This window comes from Paenibacillus durus (assembly GCF_000756615.1).
Lineage (GTDB): Bacteria > Bacillota > Bacilli > Paenibacillales > Paenibacillaceae > Paenibacillus_AQ > Paenibacillus_AQ durus.
Map to the genome: position 1 here is coordinate 807,695 of NZ_CP009288.1, position 15,284 is coordinate 822,978.

Below are 15,284 nucleotides of genomic sequence, written 5' to 3' on the forward strand. Positions count from 1 at the left end.
TCACCTTATTCCTATGTGGATGAAAGCATGACCTCCTGGTTATACACAGCAGCCGGCGTATGGTTTTGCAGGGACTGATGAGGCAGGTAGTGATTATGCAAATGGATATATCCTCCTACACCCTGCCGGGTCTCTCTTGGACTGCCATACTCGTTGATGTAAATTTCGTTGTACTTTAGGCTGCGCCAAAAGCGCTCAATGACAATATTGTCTGTCGCTCGGCCCTTCCCGTCCATGCTGATCCGAATCTCCTTTTCCTTGAGCAGATCAATGTACTTGGGACTGGTGAAGTGGCTGCCCTGGTCGCTGTTCACGATGGACGGAACACGACGGGCCAAGGCGCGTTTCATGGTTTCCAGGACAAAGTCAATTTCCAGACTTTGATCCAGTTGCCAGTCCACAATGAAGCGCGAATACCAGTCCATGACGGCATACAGATACATCCAGCCCTGTTTCATGCGGATATAGGTAATATCGACACTCCAGACCTGATCCGGCGCTGTAATCGGCAGCTTACGCAGCAGGTACGGGTAGATCCGGTGCTGTAGGTCTCGCTTACTCAGGTTAGGACCGGGGAAGATCGCCATGATCCCCATTTCCCGCATATACCGCCGTACGGTGTTGGGATGAATAGCATCCCCTTCCCGGTTCATGATGGCCGCAATCGTCCGGTAACCCATAAACGAATGGCGGGTGTAAAGCTCGTCAATCCGGTGCTTGAGGCGAATTTCCTCCGGGGAGGGAGGGACCGGCTTGTAATACAGGCTGGAACGATTCAGGCTGAGCAAGTCCGCCTGCGTTTGAATGGAAAGTTCAGCGTTCCCATACTCGACGAGGAGCAACCGTTCGGCACGGCTGAGATTATCGGCCAGATTTTTTTTTGAGCCACGACAATTGGGTGGTCAGTTTACCCACTTCGGCGTAGAGGTCTTCGATCTGCTGCTCGTATTCTTTTTTCATCTTCGTGATCCCTTTCCGGTCGTCTACAAAGAGCTGAGCCAGATTTTGAGTCGCTTCATTCTTCCAGCGATTTAACACATTGGGATGGATTCCTTCTTCCGAAGCCAGCTGCGAAATGGACTTTTCTTCTCTTAGAATCTCCAGTACAATTCGTGCTTTTTCTTCCGGCGTGAATGTTCGTCTTGATGTTGGCACAACTAAGAATCTCCTTTTTTGCTGTCTAGATTCTATGTAGCATTATATTCCGCCCATTATATAATGCTATCTTTTTGAAGGAAAATTATAATGAACATAATCTAAGGTCAATTTTAATCGCTGGCGTAACGCTTCCAGAAACCAATTCGGCCAATTTGACATATTGTACTCCCCCTCCCGTGGTTGGAATGTGTGCATGTTAACTCTGATGGGGAGGGATGGCAAGTTATTGTTTTTGTGTAGTGAGCTGTTAAATTATCTTAAAAAAATATTATTCATTAAGAAAATTGGGTTTATATGTAAATATAAAAATTGAAAAATATCCTATTTAAGTAATAAGGATAACAAAAAACAGGTCGATTATGGTGGTATCTGACCATAATCGACCTGTTCAATGTAACGTTATACGTTAAATAGGGTACATTTTTGTAGCTTTTGTACGTACATCATAATTCGCGAAAACTTCTTACAGGTAGAATAAAGGTTGCATTGGTAATGATGAGGTAGAGTTCATTCGGCACTGGGCAGTCCACCTATTCACCCTTAAAAGTCTTCATCCCAGTTCTCTTTAGCTTCACTGAGTCTATTGGATAAGAAATCATAAAAGTTATCTGCTCGTTTCCCACTGAATCCTGCCACTCTATCCCATGATATAATTGGACAATCACCATCCAATAAAGTCCCTGCATCAATGCAATAAAAGAATTCTTCACAGTTTTCAATGACAATGTATTCAGGTGGTAGTCCGAGATTACGAAGCCTTTCAGTATTTGAAACTACAGAAGGAATTGAAGATTTCCCATAACCTAGTATATCTACACCGAACAAGCCACCCGAGCCATAGTTGTTCAAGAACCATTTATAGCTTTGCGGAAACTCAACCTTTAGTTCCCGTTCGATTTTTTCGATGTCCGCATCGGGGATTCCACCAGTAAAATCAGTATCGTCAGAGTGTTCATGAATAAAAGCTATCAGTTCGTCAAGTTCCAATTTTTATCCCTCCTGAAAAAGAAATTATCTTACTCTTTCCCTTCAAGTTGCTTGGCTCTCCATCTCCAGTACTTTGATCTGAAATTGTTGTACTGTTTTTCTAATGCAGGATTATTCCTGAAACTACCACCATTTTCAACTAACCCATGTAATATTTTACTATATTCATCGTGTAAACTAGCAGGTAATTCTACCATTGGTCCTGGTTCTAATTGGATGGTATGGTGAAGTTCTACTTTAGTACCATCTTTCCAATACGGCGGTCTGCCTTTTTTCATTAATTCAAGGTTAGTTAGCCCAGTTTCTGGGTCAACTTGATTCCAATCAATATCGCTCCTCTGATAAACACGCCTACTTATATCTTTCGTCTGTCCATCGACCTTTGTTTTACCTTGGTATTCGACAGGTGTGTAAGTATTACCCGCTCCCCCAGAACTTCTACCCGTATACTCCCCTGATTCTAGCGCATTTTTTTGCTTTTGTCTTTCCGGTGAGAGATCACCCGAACCCTTGGAGGTCGGATGAGGGTCAGGACCCTGACCGTGGAAAGACCAATGTCCACCGGCTGTTGCAGGAGTAAAGGAGCCAAACCCCAGGTTCATCTTTTGGGCTATGCTTTGTAGAAAGCGTTCCAAGGATGCGGGACTGTTCGGGATGCTGATGGCATGGGTTTTCAATTTTCCATCTCCGGCCTTGGCTAGAGCGGAGTCTGCTTTCGCTGTGTCCCCGAGTAATGCAGCGGGGCCGCTTTTTCCGCCGCTTTGTTCCTCCACATCCTTGTGTCCTTTAGACAGAGAGGCTTCTTCTTTGCCCAGCTTTCCTAGATTCCTAGCGAGTTTAGCTCCTCCCTTAGCAACCGTAAATATATCTACTGCACGTTCTACAGCTTTTACACTGTCATATCCCGCATCGTAACTTTCCTGTTTGGTATCGGTCAACGGGTTGGGGATGAAGTTATCCCATTTTTTTGCGAAAGGCTCTGTCACGCTATCCCATACATAATTAGCGTCATTTTTAGCTTCATTTCCAACGTTGATAAATCCTTGTTTTACGTCAGGTGCGTTCTTAATGATTTCGACATACCGAGCACCTTTCTCAACGCCTTTCTCAATCCCCTGCTTAATCCCTTCTACTGTCTCGTTACGTTCCAGAAAACCTTTGCCTGTGACGTTACCAGGCATAACCAAGGGAGTCATGACCATGACCCCGATGTCTGCTGCATCGACAGCCGAGTTCCAGACTCCTTTCACAAAATCGACAGATGCATCCCATTCTCCCTTCAGCGTTTGACCTACATTACCAACAACAATACTTGCCATAACCGCTTGGATTCCCTTTTCAGCCACCTGCTTCTCAAAATCAGATAAGAGCGGCTCCGGATAGTACTGATGCATCGAGGCCTTAAGCAAAATTTCCGAGCTAAGGTTGTTCACGCCTTCTTCAAGGTCCAGCGCGTCGGTTGTTGTATTTAGATGCAAGCTGTCGGTCCCCTTGAGCAAGATGCTTCCGGCGGAGAGACTCAGGCTGCCTGTCGCTTGAATCAACATATTCTGTGTGCTCTGAAGAGTCACGCCGTGACCGGTATTCATAGATATGTACAGCGAACCTTCCTGAGCGCTTATGTTCAGCTCCGAGTTCCCTAAGGACACTTCTTTACCCTGCGGATTCGCAAAGGATTTGACTCCGGGATCGGCCATTTTACGGTTGTGCCGTTTGGCAGGCGTTTCCGTCGCTGCTCCTTGGATCGTGTGGGAAGGAGGGGAAGGGAGAGCAGCAGCATGTGACGGTGTTGTGCGTACCGATTGAATAACCATGGCATCGTCTTCGTCCGCGGTGGGAAAATACAGCTTCACCTGCGCGCCTTTTTCCGGCATAAGATACCACACCTGATTGCCTTCGGCGGAGTAGGGGAACCACTGGGCATCTGTAGGGTCCTGCTGGTCATCCATATCCAAATGCAGCCGAACCTGATTGCGGCTCACTTCCAGTATTTTGCCTTCAATCGCCGCTCCAATGAGGGTCTGATTATAGGTTTTGGCAACGGTCACGCCTTGAGGCAAGGCGCATTCATACAACCAGGTCATGACGCCGCTTGTCATCGTGCCGGTCCGTTTAGTAATGACGTAGGTGAGGTTAGAGCGCTTGATTTCATCGCCCGGCTGCAAGATTTCAGGCCATTCGAAGGTATACCCTGTATAGTCGCTGGCCGAGGTAGGGGTCCTTCCGTTAGCCGCATGGTTGAAATAGGATGAAATCCGCCGCCACATCCGAAACGGCGCATCCTCTAAAGCGATCTGGCGCCGTGCTTCCGGAATCCCGATCCAGATTTGAATCCGGTGAGCGGTGATATTGGGCAGAAGCATAGCTCCGGCATGGGAAGCCAGACGTTGTAGAAAGCTCCAGTCCGTCTCCTGATACTGCATGATGAATTGGTTCGTCGTTTGGTTTCCAAACGCTTCATCCAACTTATCCGAGCCGGAATAATCGGCCAGCATCGCATCAATGATATCAACGTATTGTTGGTTCACTTGCTGAAAGGACCTGTTCTTGAGTTCGGTATCCAGCTTGAAGCTATGGGAGATGACCTGGATCGTGACTTGTATTTCCTGATGAAGATGCTCGATTTCTACACTGTACAACTGCCCCAGGAATAAGGGATGCTGACCGCGGGTGTCTGTATACCAGAGTTCAATTTCATCTGTACTGCTCGCCCTGGAGATTATTGCCTCTTCCTGATCGGGCTGAATGCGGCCTGTAATCCACAATTTGGCGTGTTCTCCAAGCTCGTGGGTCATTTCAATCTGATTTAAGCGCACGTCGCCGTAGGGCCAGACAAAGTTCAGATGCTGATAGGTTAAGAGAGCTGTTGGTGATACGTTCATACCTTGGACTCCTCGCTTCGTAAACTAACTATCTTGTCCGTCATCCAGAATCGAGATGATGCCGCCGCCTCCTGGACAAGAACATATTAAAGTGGACTTGCTGAGTAAGGCGTGTTCCCCCTCGATCAGCACATTTTCTTTGCCCTGAGTCCATTTGGTCCCAAAAGCAATTTCGGGTTTACAGGGAAGACCATACTTCCGCTCACATAAGCCAAAGGCGTATTCCTTACTGATATGCGCTCCGGGTATGGCATCGGCAACGTTTAGGACCGGTTTATCCTTGATGTAAATTCCATGGCTGTACATGGCATTCAGCACCCCTGGGTCTGTACCTTGACTGCATTGTAAAGTGGCTCCTCTCACCACATAGGAATATTCTTCGCCAAGTACACCAAGTACCAACGCGCGGAGCAGTATGGGCAGCAGCATGTGATTTCCTCCTTAGATAAAGGTATACAATCAAGAATGCTCCGACCATGTCGCGGTGTACAGCATGGCATAGGTTAAGGGAACCCATAGGGGAGCATCCTCCAATTTAAATTGACAACTCCCGATCAAAGCCTTGCCACGCCAGGAACGCACAAAGGCAATCTGGTAATAGGGAGAGGGGGAGACTAGAAAAATAGATTCATAACAGCCGATGATAGCGTCCTGAATGGAAAGAGCTTTTTCATCTACCAGCTTCATACTCGGTTGAACACGACTCATTTGCTCTATCATCTGTTGTTGATAGATTTCCACTTGCGCAGGCTCCAGTTCGTGCTTGCTTTGGTGAAGACCAAACAGGATTCCGTTAGGCTTGTCCTGAACGACGTAGCTTCCCCGTTGATCTTTCGTCTGCTCAGCCCGAGGTTCTGGAATCCAAGAACTCGGCAGGGACATCGTAAGCTGATGGTCGTAGAGATGAAGGGTTTGGAATTGTATTTCCTTTTCATCTGGCAGTGTCAAACAGCCTGTAGGAATTTTCTCTATCGCTTCTTCAATGGATATCATCATCCAGTCCTCATCACTCTCAGCCGCGTCTAGCTGCTCTTTCAAGGCTTGTTGATTATGCAGCTTCAAAAAAAATTCATCCCAATACTCTGTCAATGCCCAGCCTCCTTAGGAAAGTTCTACCTTTTGCAACCGGAAGCCGCTCAAACCACGGCGAAGCAAGCTTTCGGCAGCATCCAGGCTAACAATGTAATAAGGTTCCCTTACGTTGGATAGCCGAAAAAAATGGTGTCCTCTGACCTTTTGACTATCCAGCACAAGGTGTTTCAGGGTTTGATCGTGCGGATAAAACTCGGTATGCCCCGAAATTACGTCTATATCAGGGACATGCGGAATCCAATATAGCTCCTGACGGCTTTGTTCCCGGTTCACGATATACAACTGTTTAAAACGTGCTTGTGTATTGTAGAGCTCTAAAATCCGTTTCATGGGATCGGAAAGCAGTAGTTGTGAGGCTGAAAAAGGCAGCCAATCCGTATACTCGGCCTCTGCCTTCGCATGAACATCCAAAACCTGAGCCGGGACCATGCGAACAAATGGTGTTTTTAAAAGGTCGGTATTCACAGGTGCAATGTTACGGGAAATACGGCTGTCATCGAGCAGCACATAATAATGGCGCATGCACATTCCTCCTTACTCCGTCCACACGATGGACTTACGCTGTTCATCACTGAGATTCCATAGCTGTTGGTATTTTCGCGGGACTTTGGTTCCGTACATTGAGGCTCCCTCAAAGGAGACGTACTCAAAACCATGCACATCCGTGAAATCCGCCTCGTCCAGATTGGCGAAGTCAAAGCGTATGCCACACAGGCCGGGTACACGGTGACCTTGTTCCCGATAAGCTTGTCCGCTGGCTTCTCTGAAATCGGCTCCCTGCAAATGACTGTACCTAAAATCGGCATCGCTGAGCAGAGAGCCGCGAAAGCTGCCCCCTTCGATATGTGCTTCTTGCCACTGGCTTCCCATCAATACGCAGGAAAGAAATTGGCTTCCCCGCAAATCACTTTGGCTGAAATCGTTATATCTCAGGTCTTTTTCAACGACGCGCAGATGAGGAAGAAAAAGATTTCTTAAATTTTCATAGATATATGGCTCTTCATTCGTCTGCATCAGTAGTTCTCTTACTTCGTCCGTATTGGGCATTTCTTGATCCTCAACATATACACATTCGCTGATATCCTTATATTCGCCAGTACGAATGAACAAACGTTTCGCCTTATGAATGGCCTTGTACTCTGGGAGCTGCACGGCTTCTGTAATCGCCAAGTGAATGATGGAACTCACAAATTGGTGGAAAAAGGGTGTGGCTTTCAGCATCAGTCGTTCGATATCGGCCGCATGGAGTACACCCATGTATTTCTTCCGATCTTGTTCAAGGGCTTCCAGCATGGTCGTAAAATGGGTATAGACCCAGGAGGCGTCATAGGATAACCGACAGTCGGCTTGATCTTCATACCATTTGCCAGAATAAGCCTCAACCATGTACAAGCAGGATTGCTCCAGGATCTGAGTTCGCAAAAAAGAATAGTGTATATAGGCAATGGGTTCTGTTTCCCCTTGCTGCTGCATCCTCAGAATATGAGAGCATAGCTTCTGAAAGGATGCCGTAAAATTCGAAATAAATTGAGCCTTGCCATGGTGAAACTCTGCCTCCAATGTCTCCATTTGTATTTCCAGCAAGGGCATGTAATGATGCTCGTAAAAATGCTGAAGCGCTTGTTGTTTATCCATATGGCTGATCCCTCCTCCAATTAGTTCATTTTGATTTCAGTCCCGGAGAAGGTTGTCGTTTTATCCAGCGTAATGCTGTTGCCATTGCCGGAAAGCTCGATTTTCCCGGCAGACAGCTGAAGAGTGCCTGATGACATCGAGAGCTGGGAGGTTGCGCTGATATTGATATTTTTTCCACTTACAATATCAATTCCACTTTGGTCGCTGATCGTAATGGACATATCACTAGCGGAAATCACGATTTTATCCGGAGCCAGCATAATTTCCTTACCATATTTGGTCCGCAGCGTCTTAATGGCAGGGTCAGCCATTCGATCTGGCGCAGGAGCTGCTGCCGGCAGAGATGAAGAAGAGTTTGATCCGTCAGTCGAAGCAGATGCAGTCGGATGCGCTGAGATTGTTGTTCGATGTCCAGAAGTCGGAGCCGATTCTCCTGACGAATGCTGCGGTTCCCTTTTGACTGAGCTGATGGCGTAGCCTTCTTCCTCCTTGTAGCTGGGGAAATAGATGCGGATACTGTCGTTTTCCTCTGGCATGCAGTACCAGCCCGTGTTATCTGCAGACGCATAGATAGTAGAGTAGGGGAACCAATAGTCGGTGTTCGGGTCCTGCTGATCGTCCATGTCCAGCTTGGCGCGGATTTTATCCCGGTGAACGCTGAGTACCTTGCCTTGAATGGAAGCCCCGATGATCGAGCGGTTATACTCTTTAATGGGACGTATTCCGCTTCGCGGGGACAGCTTGCACGTATGCGTCAATACACTGTCCTTCATTTCCATCAACACTTCGGCCACCAGCAGGTGATGACCCTTAAAGGTAACTTCATAGCCGGGTTCCAGCAAAGCTTCCGTCTTCACCTCATACTGGATAAAATCCTCATCCCGCACGCCGGGAATATGATTGTCCGAGGCGGTCTGGAAATCCGCAATCCGTTTGGACATCTTATATTGGGCCGCTGTGATTTCTCCTTTGCTCAGACCCATGGGCAGGCCAACATAAAACTTGGGCACTCCATAACCCACCGCAGGAATGAGCGGAGAATAGAAGTGGGAAGCCATCCGTTTTAGAAATTGCCAGTCAGTTTCATCGTATTGCATAATAAACGTGCCTATGGGTGTATTGTGGGTTACGACATCCAGCGCTTCCGCTTTGGGGTAAGCAGACAAAAGGCTCTCAATAAGGCCGTTATAGGTAAGCTTGGGATTTTGAAAAGACCGCTTATGCCGCTTGATGTCAAGCTCGTATGTATGAGATATTGCTTCAAAGGTCAGGTAATGGACGCCGTGAACCACGTTCTCCTCCACATCCAAGACAATGCCCCGAAAGAGGGGATGGCGGTTGCCGGAGTTGTCCGTGACAAAGGCTTTGACCTGAGTCTCTTCATCCGAAGCTCGTATGTAGCTCTCGCGTCTTTCATCGGAAATAATTCCCGTACAGATCATGCGGGCGTGGTCGTTTACGGTTTTCACAATTTTAAGCTCCTGAAGATGAGTAAATTCATAGGGCATGATTTCGATATGACCGTAAGTTATGGTGTCTTTCATGGGGATCTGTCTCCTTATTTAAAGGTTTATCTGTACTACCGGTTTGGAAAATCCAGTATATGCATATATCGGTTAAAACAGAGCTTCAGTTTACAAAATGACCCACTAATTGAGGGATTTTCAATGTGTATTTTTGGAAGGTGAGTATAATTTGCGGAATCGACAAGGGAGGAGGAGGCATATATCCTTTTCACCGTCTCGACACATGTGGAGTGCGTGGCTTTGTTGGTGAGGTCTTAGTAGTAAAAAAGCAATTAAAGTAATATCAGAGCTAAAAAGCTAAAATTCACCAAAAGCTGAGCGAGAATCAAGAGTGTCCTCTTGTTTCCCTCAGCTTTTTTCTCCTCCTCTTAATTGCATTTTTGCCGCTCTTCCCCCTCTTCTGATCCTGTGTTTCTACTTTTTCTTATGCAAACTTACCCAAAACAAATAATTTTGTAGTTTTTGACGGGCTTGTTCCCCGGCTCCCACCGGAGTTTGGTCGCTTTTTTGTATAAGGGGAGGAAGCTTTTTCCACTCTGTCGAATTAACTTATTAATTGTCAAAATGATCAGAATGGAGTCCCGACATGATTAAGAACTTATTTTCATTTCTCAAGAAAAACGCTACCTCAAATCCGCTCCAAAAGGTGAGTAAGCCTCAACCATCCAAGACTCGCCCAAAGGTAGAGCCCGCTCGTATTGGGGAATTAGGAGAGCATAAGATCAATATCCAACTCGACCAACTACCCAAGGAATGCAAATCTTTAAGCGATCTATTGGTCCTGAACCCCAAGTCTCGTACCGGCTACTCCCAAATCGATCATCTCGTTATCTCTCCATATTGCCTGTTTGTCATCGAAACCAAAAACTACAACGGTGAAATCAAAGGTGGGCGTTCCGATAAACAATGGACGGTGAGCAACCGTTATAAAATGTATAATCCACTCAAGCAAAACTACGGTCATATTAAGGCGATTGAGAATTTGCTGAAGGATGTCCCTACAGTGAGGTTCATTTCGATGATTTCGTTCACGATGAGATGCCGATTTAGTATAGATCCAGAACTTCGCAAAATTCATTCGGACGAGCTTATCGTCTATGATGTGGAACTAAGCGAGTTCATTTCCAGAAAGCTGCTACGATTGAAGACAGAAAATCCCGAGCCCCTATTTACTCAGGAACAGGTCCAAGGAATCTATGACCAACTGCTTCAGGCTAATATCACCGATCCAGAGATTCGCAAACTTCATGTAGAGAAGATCACAGCAAACAAAGGGAAAACAGCGACGAAATAATTAATATTATTTGCACTAAAGGAGTTATCTGAAATGATCAAACAACTTAGAAGTTGGTGGAAGGACACAGAGATACCAGATCTAATCGGTCGGAAGAAAGTTGACTTTTCTGTCTTTCGTGATGGTACCCATATCCCAGTAGAGTTCCACTCGGATTTTTTGGATGCAAATCAAGGGCAATTACCGAACTTAGGTGAAAGTCGGAAGGTTAAGTTGATCTATAAAGATCATAGCTTTGAAGCTACCTTAGTCAAGATAGATCAAGTATCTGCAGGGAGGGAGGCTCTTCAGCTTCGCTATAATGGAAATCAAACGTTGAAGGATTTTTTAGCTCAAACATTCTCTCGTTCCTATTCCTACATAATGCAAGAAAGAACGAATCAACAAGCAGGGGATGCGAAAAAGCCACAGGTTGTCGTACCGGAGGATCAAGCGGAGTACATAGATTTCTTTGCGACTGAGGTACCTTACGAATACCGTTTAGAATTCTTAACCTATCAAGCGAAGCCTAATGTCTGGTGGGTCAACCAAGGGTCAACCATTCAGGCAGAGAAGGAAGAGGGAATCTTATGGGCGCCTTTAGTAAATTCACAAGGCCGAAAGCTGTATCATTGGGAAACCATGAAGGAAGTCAAGCAAGGAGATATCATTCTTCATTATTCGAATAAAGCCATCCGCTACATAAGTCAGGTAACGGATGCCGCGATAGACGCACCGAAGCCAGGGTCCATGGCAAATACGAACTGGCAAGAAGAAGGCCGATTAGTTCGGACCAAGTACGAGGAGCTTGTTCCCCCTATTATGCTTCAGCAGTTTAATCAGCAAATTATGCGACTAAATATTATCCAAGGTCCACTTCATTCTGGAGGCGGGGTTAATCAAGGATATTTGTTTCGTTTTTCAAGACAAGGTCTTCAAGTTCTTCAGGCCCTCACACCAGACGTTAATTGGCCTGATTTCACAATCCTAGATCAAGATGAGTCTACTTCCTCTTCGGAGAGCTCATATGAGGTGATTCCTATTCTACCGCCGCCAGATTCTAGTATTTCAACATTCCTTCACCAAATCCAATCCTACATCATCCAAAAAGGCTTCTTCTTCCCTGAACACCTCATTGAGAACTTTTACCTCTCCCTCAAAACCAAGCCCTTTGTAATCTTGGCAGGGATTTCGGGTACGGGGAAGACTCGTCTGGTTAAGCTTTTTGCTGAGGCCCTTGGGGCAACAGGGGACAATGGTCAGTTTACTTTAATTCCGGTCCGGCCCGATTGGAGCGACCCTTCTGATCTGCTCGGGTACAAAGACCTTTCGGGCAGGTTCAAACCCGGCCCTCTTACCGAGGTGTTAGTGGAGGCACGGAAGCCAGAGAATCAGCATAGGCCTTATTTTATCTGTCTAGATGAAATGAACTTGGCTCGAGTGGAGCATTATTTTAGCGACTTGTTAAGCGTGTTGGAAACGCAAGATTGGCAGGAGGGAAAGATTCGAACGCAAGGCCTCTTATCTCCTACAATGCTCGATACTCTTGAGGATCAAGCCAAGTACGGGAACCTTTCTATACCGGAGAATGTCTTCTTGATTGGAACGGTTAACATGGATGAAACGACGCATCCTTTTAGCAAAAAAGTACTGGATCGAGCCAATACATTAGAGTTCAACTATATTAATTTACAACAGTATCCGGAGTTCAATGAGCCGGAGAATCTGAGTGAAAGCAACGATCTCTCTGAACTGAACCACCTTTTTCTACGATCGGATTATTTGCAGTTGATTGACGCTTACGATGCTAATAAAAAGCTGATTATCCGGACAACGGAAAGATTGGTTAAGATCAACGCATTACTTGAGGATATCCACGCTCATGTGGGCTTTCGGGTACGCGATGCGATTTGCTTCTATATGATCTATAACGAACGGTACAAGCTTATGAGTGAAGAAGAGGCCTTTGATTGGCAACTGCTTCAAAAGATTTTGCCGCGAATCCAAGGGAGCCACTCCTCGGTTCGTCGAGTTTTGTTGAACTTGATTAAAGGAGCGCTAGGCAATGGAAGTGGCGTTACGGTAAATATTCAAGAGTTGATGGAGGACGCCTCCCCACTTTACTCGAGATGGAACGCAGGTCAAACACCACCCATGGCTAAGCATCCGCAAAGTGCACGTAAATTGGCTTTTATGCTTAGGAGGCTGGAGGAAGATGGATTCACCTCATACTGGCTCTCTTAATCAGGCCGTTGAATTGCTCCGTGTAGACACGGAGCTTTTCACACTATACCTTCAAGGTCGCCCTTATCATCCTACAGTGGAGACGCTACAGCTGCATCGTTCTTCTGATCAGGAGTGGGTGAACGCTCAGCTTGGTCTCTTTAGTTCCGAAAAAGTTGGCGAAGCTCAGATTAAAGTCTTTTCGCCTAACGTAGGAGGGATGGTGGATTGGCAGCCGGGAGAGTCTACCTTTCCATGTTTTTATGAGACCCAATCGTATGAGTTGGTTATTCAGAAGAAGGCGCCTGGCAATCTTTCTTTTTATCATGAAAATGTATTGCTTCGGCAAGCCATCAAGCCTTTAGGCGAATCTATTCTTGCGGGTGTCCTGAATTTTGGGAATGAGGTCGGCCTAACAGAATGGGAAATAAGAAGCGAGGGGCAGACTTTGCTACGGGTTGAAATGGAAATTTTCCCCTCGAAGATGGATTATAAGCAGGATTATCAGAATATTTTGAATGAAGTGAATGAGCAGATATACAATTTAGCGTTTGATTTTTTGCGTAAAACCTACCAAATGACAGGGCTTCGGGAGACGCAGCATCAGAGTTTGACGGAGTTTTTTACCATTTTGCAGCATGTATTTAGGCAGCTCTTAGATGCAGTTGAGCGAATTAAAAACAATCCCAATCATGCGCTTCTTCAGGATCGCCGTCTAGTTGATGCCAATCGGGTGAAGAAAGCAGGAAGAGAGAATGTCCGAGAATTAGCGAGGCATCCTGAACGCTTAAGAGAAGACATGACTTATGGATTCCTGTCTATTGGGGATCGAAAATACACAGCTACTCATTTAATGGAGACGCGTAGACGTCTCTCCTATGATACGAATGAGAACCGGTTCATCCGCTGGATGCTGGAACGAATTCATGGGAAGCTGAAGGAACTGAGGGCCCGCTGGAAGGAGAAAAGCCGCACTCAAGACCCACTGCTGATGAAGAGGATAGACACGATGATCGCCCAGTTGGAGCGGTTAATGAAAGTGGATTTTTTGCAAGAAGTTGGGGCACTCAAACAGATGTCCGTCACGCTTGTTCTCCAAATGGCACCGGGATATCGGGAAGTGTATCGGTGTTATTTGATGCTCTTAAAGGGCTTATCTATCCAAAGTGATTTATTCCGCTTATCCATGAAGGATGTGGCTCAGCTCTATGAGTATTGGTGCTTTTTGAAGCTGAATCAATTGTTAGGACAGAAGTATAAGCTGGTAAAGCAGGACATCATCAAGGTGAATCGCAATGGAATTTTCGTGACTTTGGATCGCTCGCGGAGTGCTCAGATGGTCTATGAGAATCCTGCGAACGGAGAACAGTTTATTTTGTACTATAACGCGATTCCTAGCTCGGAACAGACCCCGACTCTGAGTCAGCGCCCGGATAATGTCCTTACTCTGAAGAAGAAGGATGCTGGCAAAGTCAAAGAATACAAGTATGTGTTCGATGCGAAATACCGACTGAATCCAGCGTATGAGGGAACCCCATACCACAAAGTTTACGGTCAGCCTGGACCTGAAGAAGACGATATTAATACGATGCACAGGTACCGAGACGCCATTGTCTATCAGGAGAAAGGCTCAGGGGAATATGAACGAAGCATGTTTGGGGCCTACGTGTTATTTCCTTATCCTGACGAAGAGCGGTTTAAGAGCCACCGATTATATAAAAGCATCGAACTTTTGAATATTGGAGCTTTGCCATTTTTGCCTAATTCTACAAACTTGGTTGAGCAATTCTTAGATGAAATTATCCAAGATAGTCCGGAAAAAGCCTTTGAACGCTCAACCCGGCCGCGCGGAACTAAAGAGTACTATGCTAACAAGCTCACAGGTAAAAATGTTTTAGTTGGTTCTGTCCGAGGACCCGAGCAAGTGAAGACTGCTTTGGAGCACTCCTTCTATCATGTACCATTAGAGAATCTTTCTGACGAAAAGATACTAACCCAAATTGAATATGTAGCCATGTGCCAATCCAGAAAAAAGTTTAATGATCCTGCAAAAACGGGAATTCACTGGGTAGGTAAAATAGCGGATTGGAAGGTGCTGCGGCGTAAAGAGATAAGGGAAATCCCATCTAAGCCCGATAAGGAAGATAAACTTTATGTGAGATTTACGGTTGAGAAATGGATGAGGAGAGAGACCCCCATTGCGCTAGGAGGACAAAGGGTATACACGGTCTTGTTTACGAGTAAATATATTCTAGATCGAGCACTTGAAATCGCTGAGCTTCGCCTAGAAACGGAGGAAAACCTTCGCGAATGGCGTGAAAAGCGCAGAAGAGGCAAAGTGAAAGTGAAATTAGATCATGCGCAGTTTGTGGATTTAGGCAAGGTGGTGGAGGTTCAATATACTCAAGGTGAGTGAGCCTATAGATATCTGCACAAGTCAGGGTGCCAAAATCGTAATGCTGGCGTAGGATACCAAAATCAAAGACCCCCACATTCTGGCGCAGTTGA

Annotated in this window: 11 protein-coding genes; 3 read left to right on the forward strand and 8 right to left on the reverse strand. The window is 46.0% G+C overall.

Annotation, left to right across the window (positions count from 1 at the left end; translation table 11 throughout):
• Positions 1 to 11: 11 nt before the first annotated feature.
• The 8 genes from PDUR_RS03695 to PDUR_RS03735 all read right to left on the reverse strand — a co-directional run bounded on the left by PDUR_RS03695 (position 12) and on the right by PDUR_RS03735 (position 9,298).
• Positions 12 to 1,155, reverse strand: a protein-coding gene (locus PDUR_RS03695) for an IS3 family transposase (protein WP_218918414.1) whose coding sequence is annotated in 2 segments (ribosomal slippage) — positions 12 to 882 and positions 881 to 1,155 — 1,146 coding nt in all. Because the reading frame shifts where the segments join, the coding sequence is not laid out codon by codon here.
• Positions 1,156 to 1,698: 543 nt separating this feature from the next.
• Positions 1,699 to 2,145, reverse strand: a complete 447-nt coding sequence (locus tag PDUR_RS03705) for an SMI1/KNR4 family protein (RefSeq protein WP_042205155.1) — start codon at positions 2,143 to 2,145, stop codon at positions 1,699 to 1,701.
• A 29-nt stretch (positions 2,146 to 2,174) separates the two neighbouring features.
• Positions 2,175 to 5,027, reverse strand: coding sequence for an HNH/ENDO VII family nuclease (locus tag PDUR_RS03710; RefSeq protein WP_052409990.1), 2,853 nt, complete (start codon positions 5,025 to 5,027; stop codon positions 2,175 to 2,177).
• Positions 5,028 to 5,051: 24 nt separating this feature from the next.
• A complete protein-coding gene (locus PDUR_RS03715) occupies positions 5,052 to 5,456 on the reverse strand; it encodes a DUF4280 domain-containing protein (RefSeq protein WP_179945179.1) in 405 nt (134 codons plus the stop codon).
• 30 nt (positions 5,457 to 5,486) lie between these two features.
• Entirely contained in the window at positions 5,487 to 6,116 is a 630-nt protein-coding gene (locus PDUR_RS03720) for a hypothetical protein (protein ID WP_042205156.1), read from the reverse strand.
• Positions 6,117 to 6,128: 12 nt separating this feature from the next.
• Complete coding sequence (locus PDUR_RS03725) at positions 6,129 to 6,641, reverse strand: imm11 family protein (protein WP_042205157.1); 513 nt, start codon at positions 6,639 to 6,641, stop codon at positions 6,129 to 6,131.
• A 12-nt stretch (positions 6,642 to 6,653) separates the two neighbouring features.
• On the reverse strand, positions 6,654 to 7,754 hold the full coding sequence (locus PDUR_RS03730) for a pentapeptide repeat-containing protein (RefSeq protein ID WP_042205158.1): 1,101 nt from the start codon (positions 7,752 to 7,754) through the stop codon (positions 6,654 to 6,656).
• Between the two features lie 20 nt (positions 7,755 to 7,774).
• Positions 7,775 to 9,298 (reverse strand): hypothetical protein, encoded by a 1,524-nt coding sequence (locus PDUR_RS03735; RefSeq protein ID WP_042205159.1) that lies wholly within the window; start codon positions 9,296 to 9,298, stop codon positions 7,775 to 7,777.
• Positions 9,299 to 9,866: 568 nt separating this feature from the next.
• On the opposite strand from PDUR_RS03735, the gene PDUR_RS03740 reads away from it, so the two are divergent.
• Genes PDUR_RS03740 through PDUR_RS03750 form a run of 3 tightly spaced genes read left to right on the forward strand, consistent with a single transcriptional unit; the run spans position 9,867 to position 15,192 of the window.
• Positions 9,867 to 10,574, forward strand: coding sequence for a nuclease-related domain-containing protein (locus tag PDUR_RS03740; RefSeq protein WP_042205160.1), 708 nt, complete (start codon positions 9,867 to 9,869; stop codon positions 10,572 to 10,574).
• A 33-nt stretch (positions 10,575 to 10,607) separates the two neighbouring features.
• The gene (locus PDUR_RS03745) at positions 10,608 to 12,797 is read left to right on the forward strand and encodes an McrB family protein (protein ID WP_042205161.1); all 2,190 of its coding nucleotides are present in this window, start codon (positions 10,608 to 10,610) and stop codon (positions 12,795 to 12,797) included.
• Positions 12,769 to 15,192, forward strand: coding sequence for a restriction endonuclease-like protein (locus PDUR_RS03750; protein WP_042205162.1), 2,424 nt, complete (start codon positions 12,769 to 12,771; stop codon positions 15,190 to 15,192). Before PDUR_RS03745 ends, PDUR_RS03750 begins: the two co-directional genes overlap by 29 nt.
• The last annotated feature ends 92 nt before the right edge of the window (positions 15,193 to 15,284 follow it).

Coding starts and splice junctions, on each gene's coding strand:
- PDUR_RS03735 (WP_042205159.1), bottom strand. CDS start 9,298: ATGAAAGACACCATAACTTACGGTCATATCGAAATCATGCCCTATGAA.
- PDUR_RS03745 (WP_042205161.1), top strand. CDS start 10,608: ATGATCAAACAACTTAGAAGTTGGTGGAAGGACACAGAGATACCAGAT.
- PDUR_RS03715 (WP_179945179.1), bottom strand. CDS start 5,456: ATGCTGCTGCCCATACTGCTCCGCGCGTTGGTACTTGGTGTACTTGGC.
- PDUR_RS03750 (WP_042205162.1), top strand. CDS start 12,769: ATGGATTCACCTCATACTGGCTCTCTTAATCAGGCCGTTGAATTGCTC.
- PDUR_RS03710 (WP_052409990.1), bottom strand. CDS start 5,027: ATGAACGTATCACCAACAGCTCTCTTAACCTATCAGCATCTGAACTTT.
- PDUR_RS03730 (WP_042205158.1), bottom strand. CDS start 7,754: ATGGATAAACAACAAGCGCTTCAGCATTTTTACGAGCATCATTACATG.
- PDUR_RS03740 (WP_042205160.1), top strand. CDS start 9,867: ATGATTAAGAACTTATTTTCATTTCTCAAGAAAAACGCTACCTCAAAT.
- PDUR_RS03725 (WP_042205157.1), bottom strand. CDS start 6,641: ATGCGCCATTATTATGTGCTGCTCGATGACAGCCGTATTTCCCGTAAC.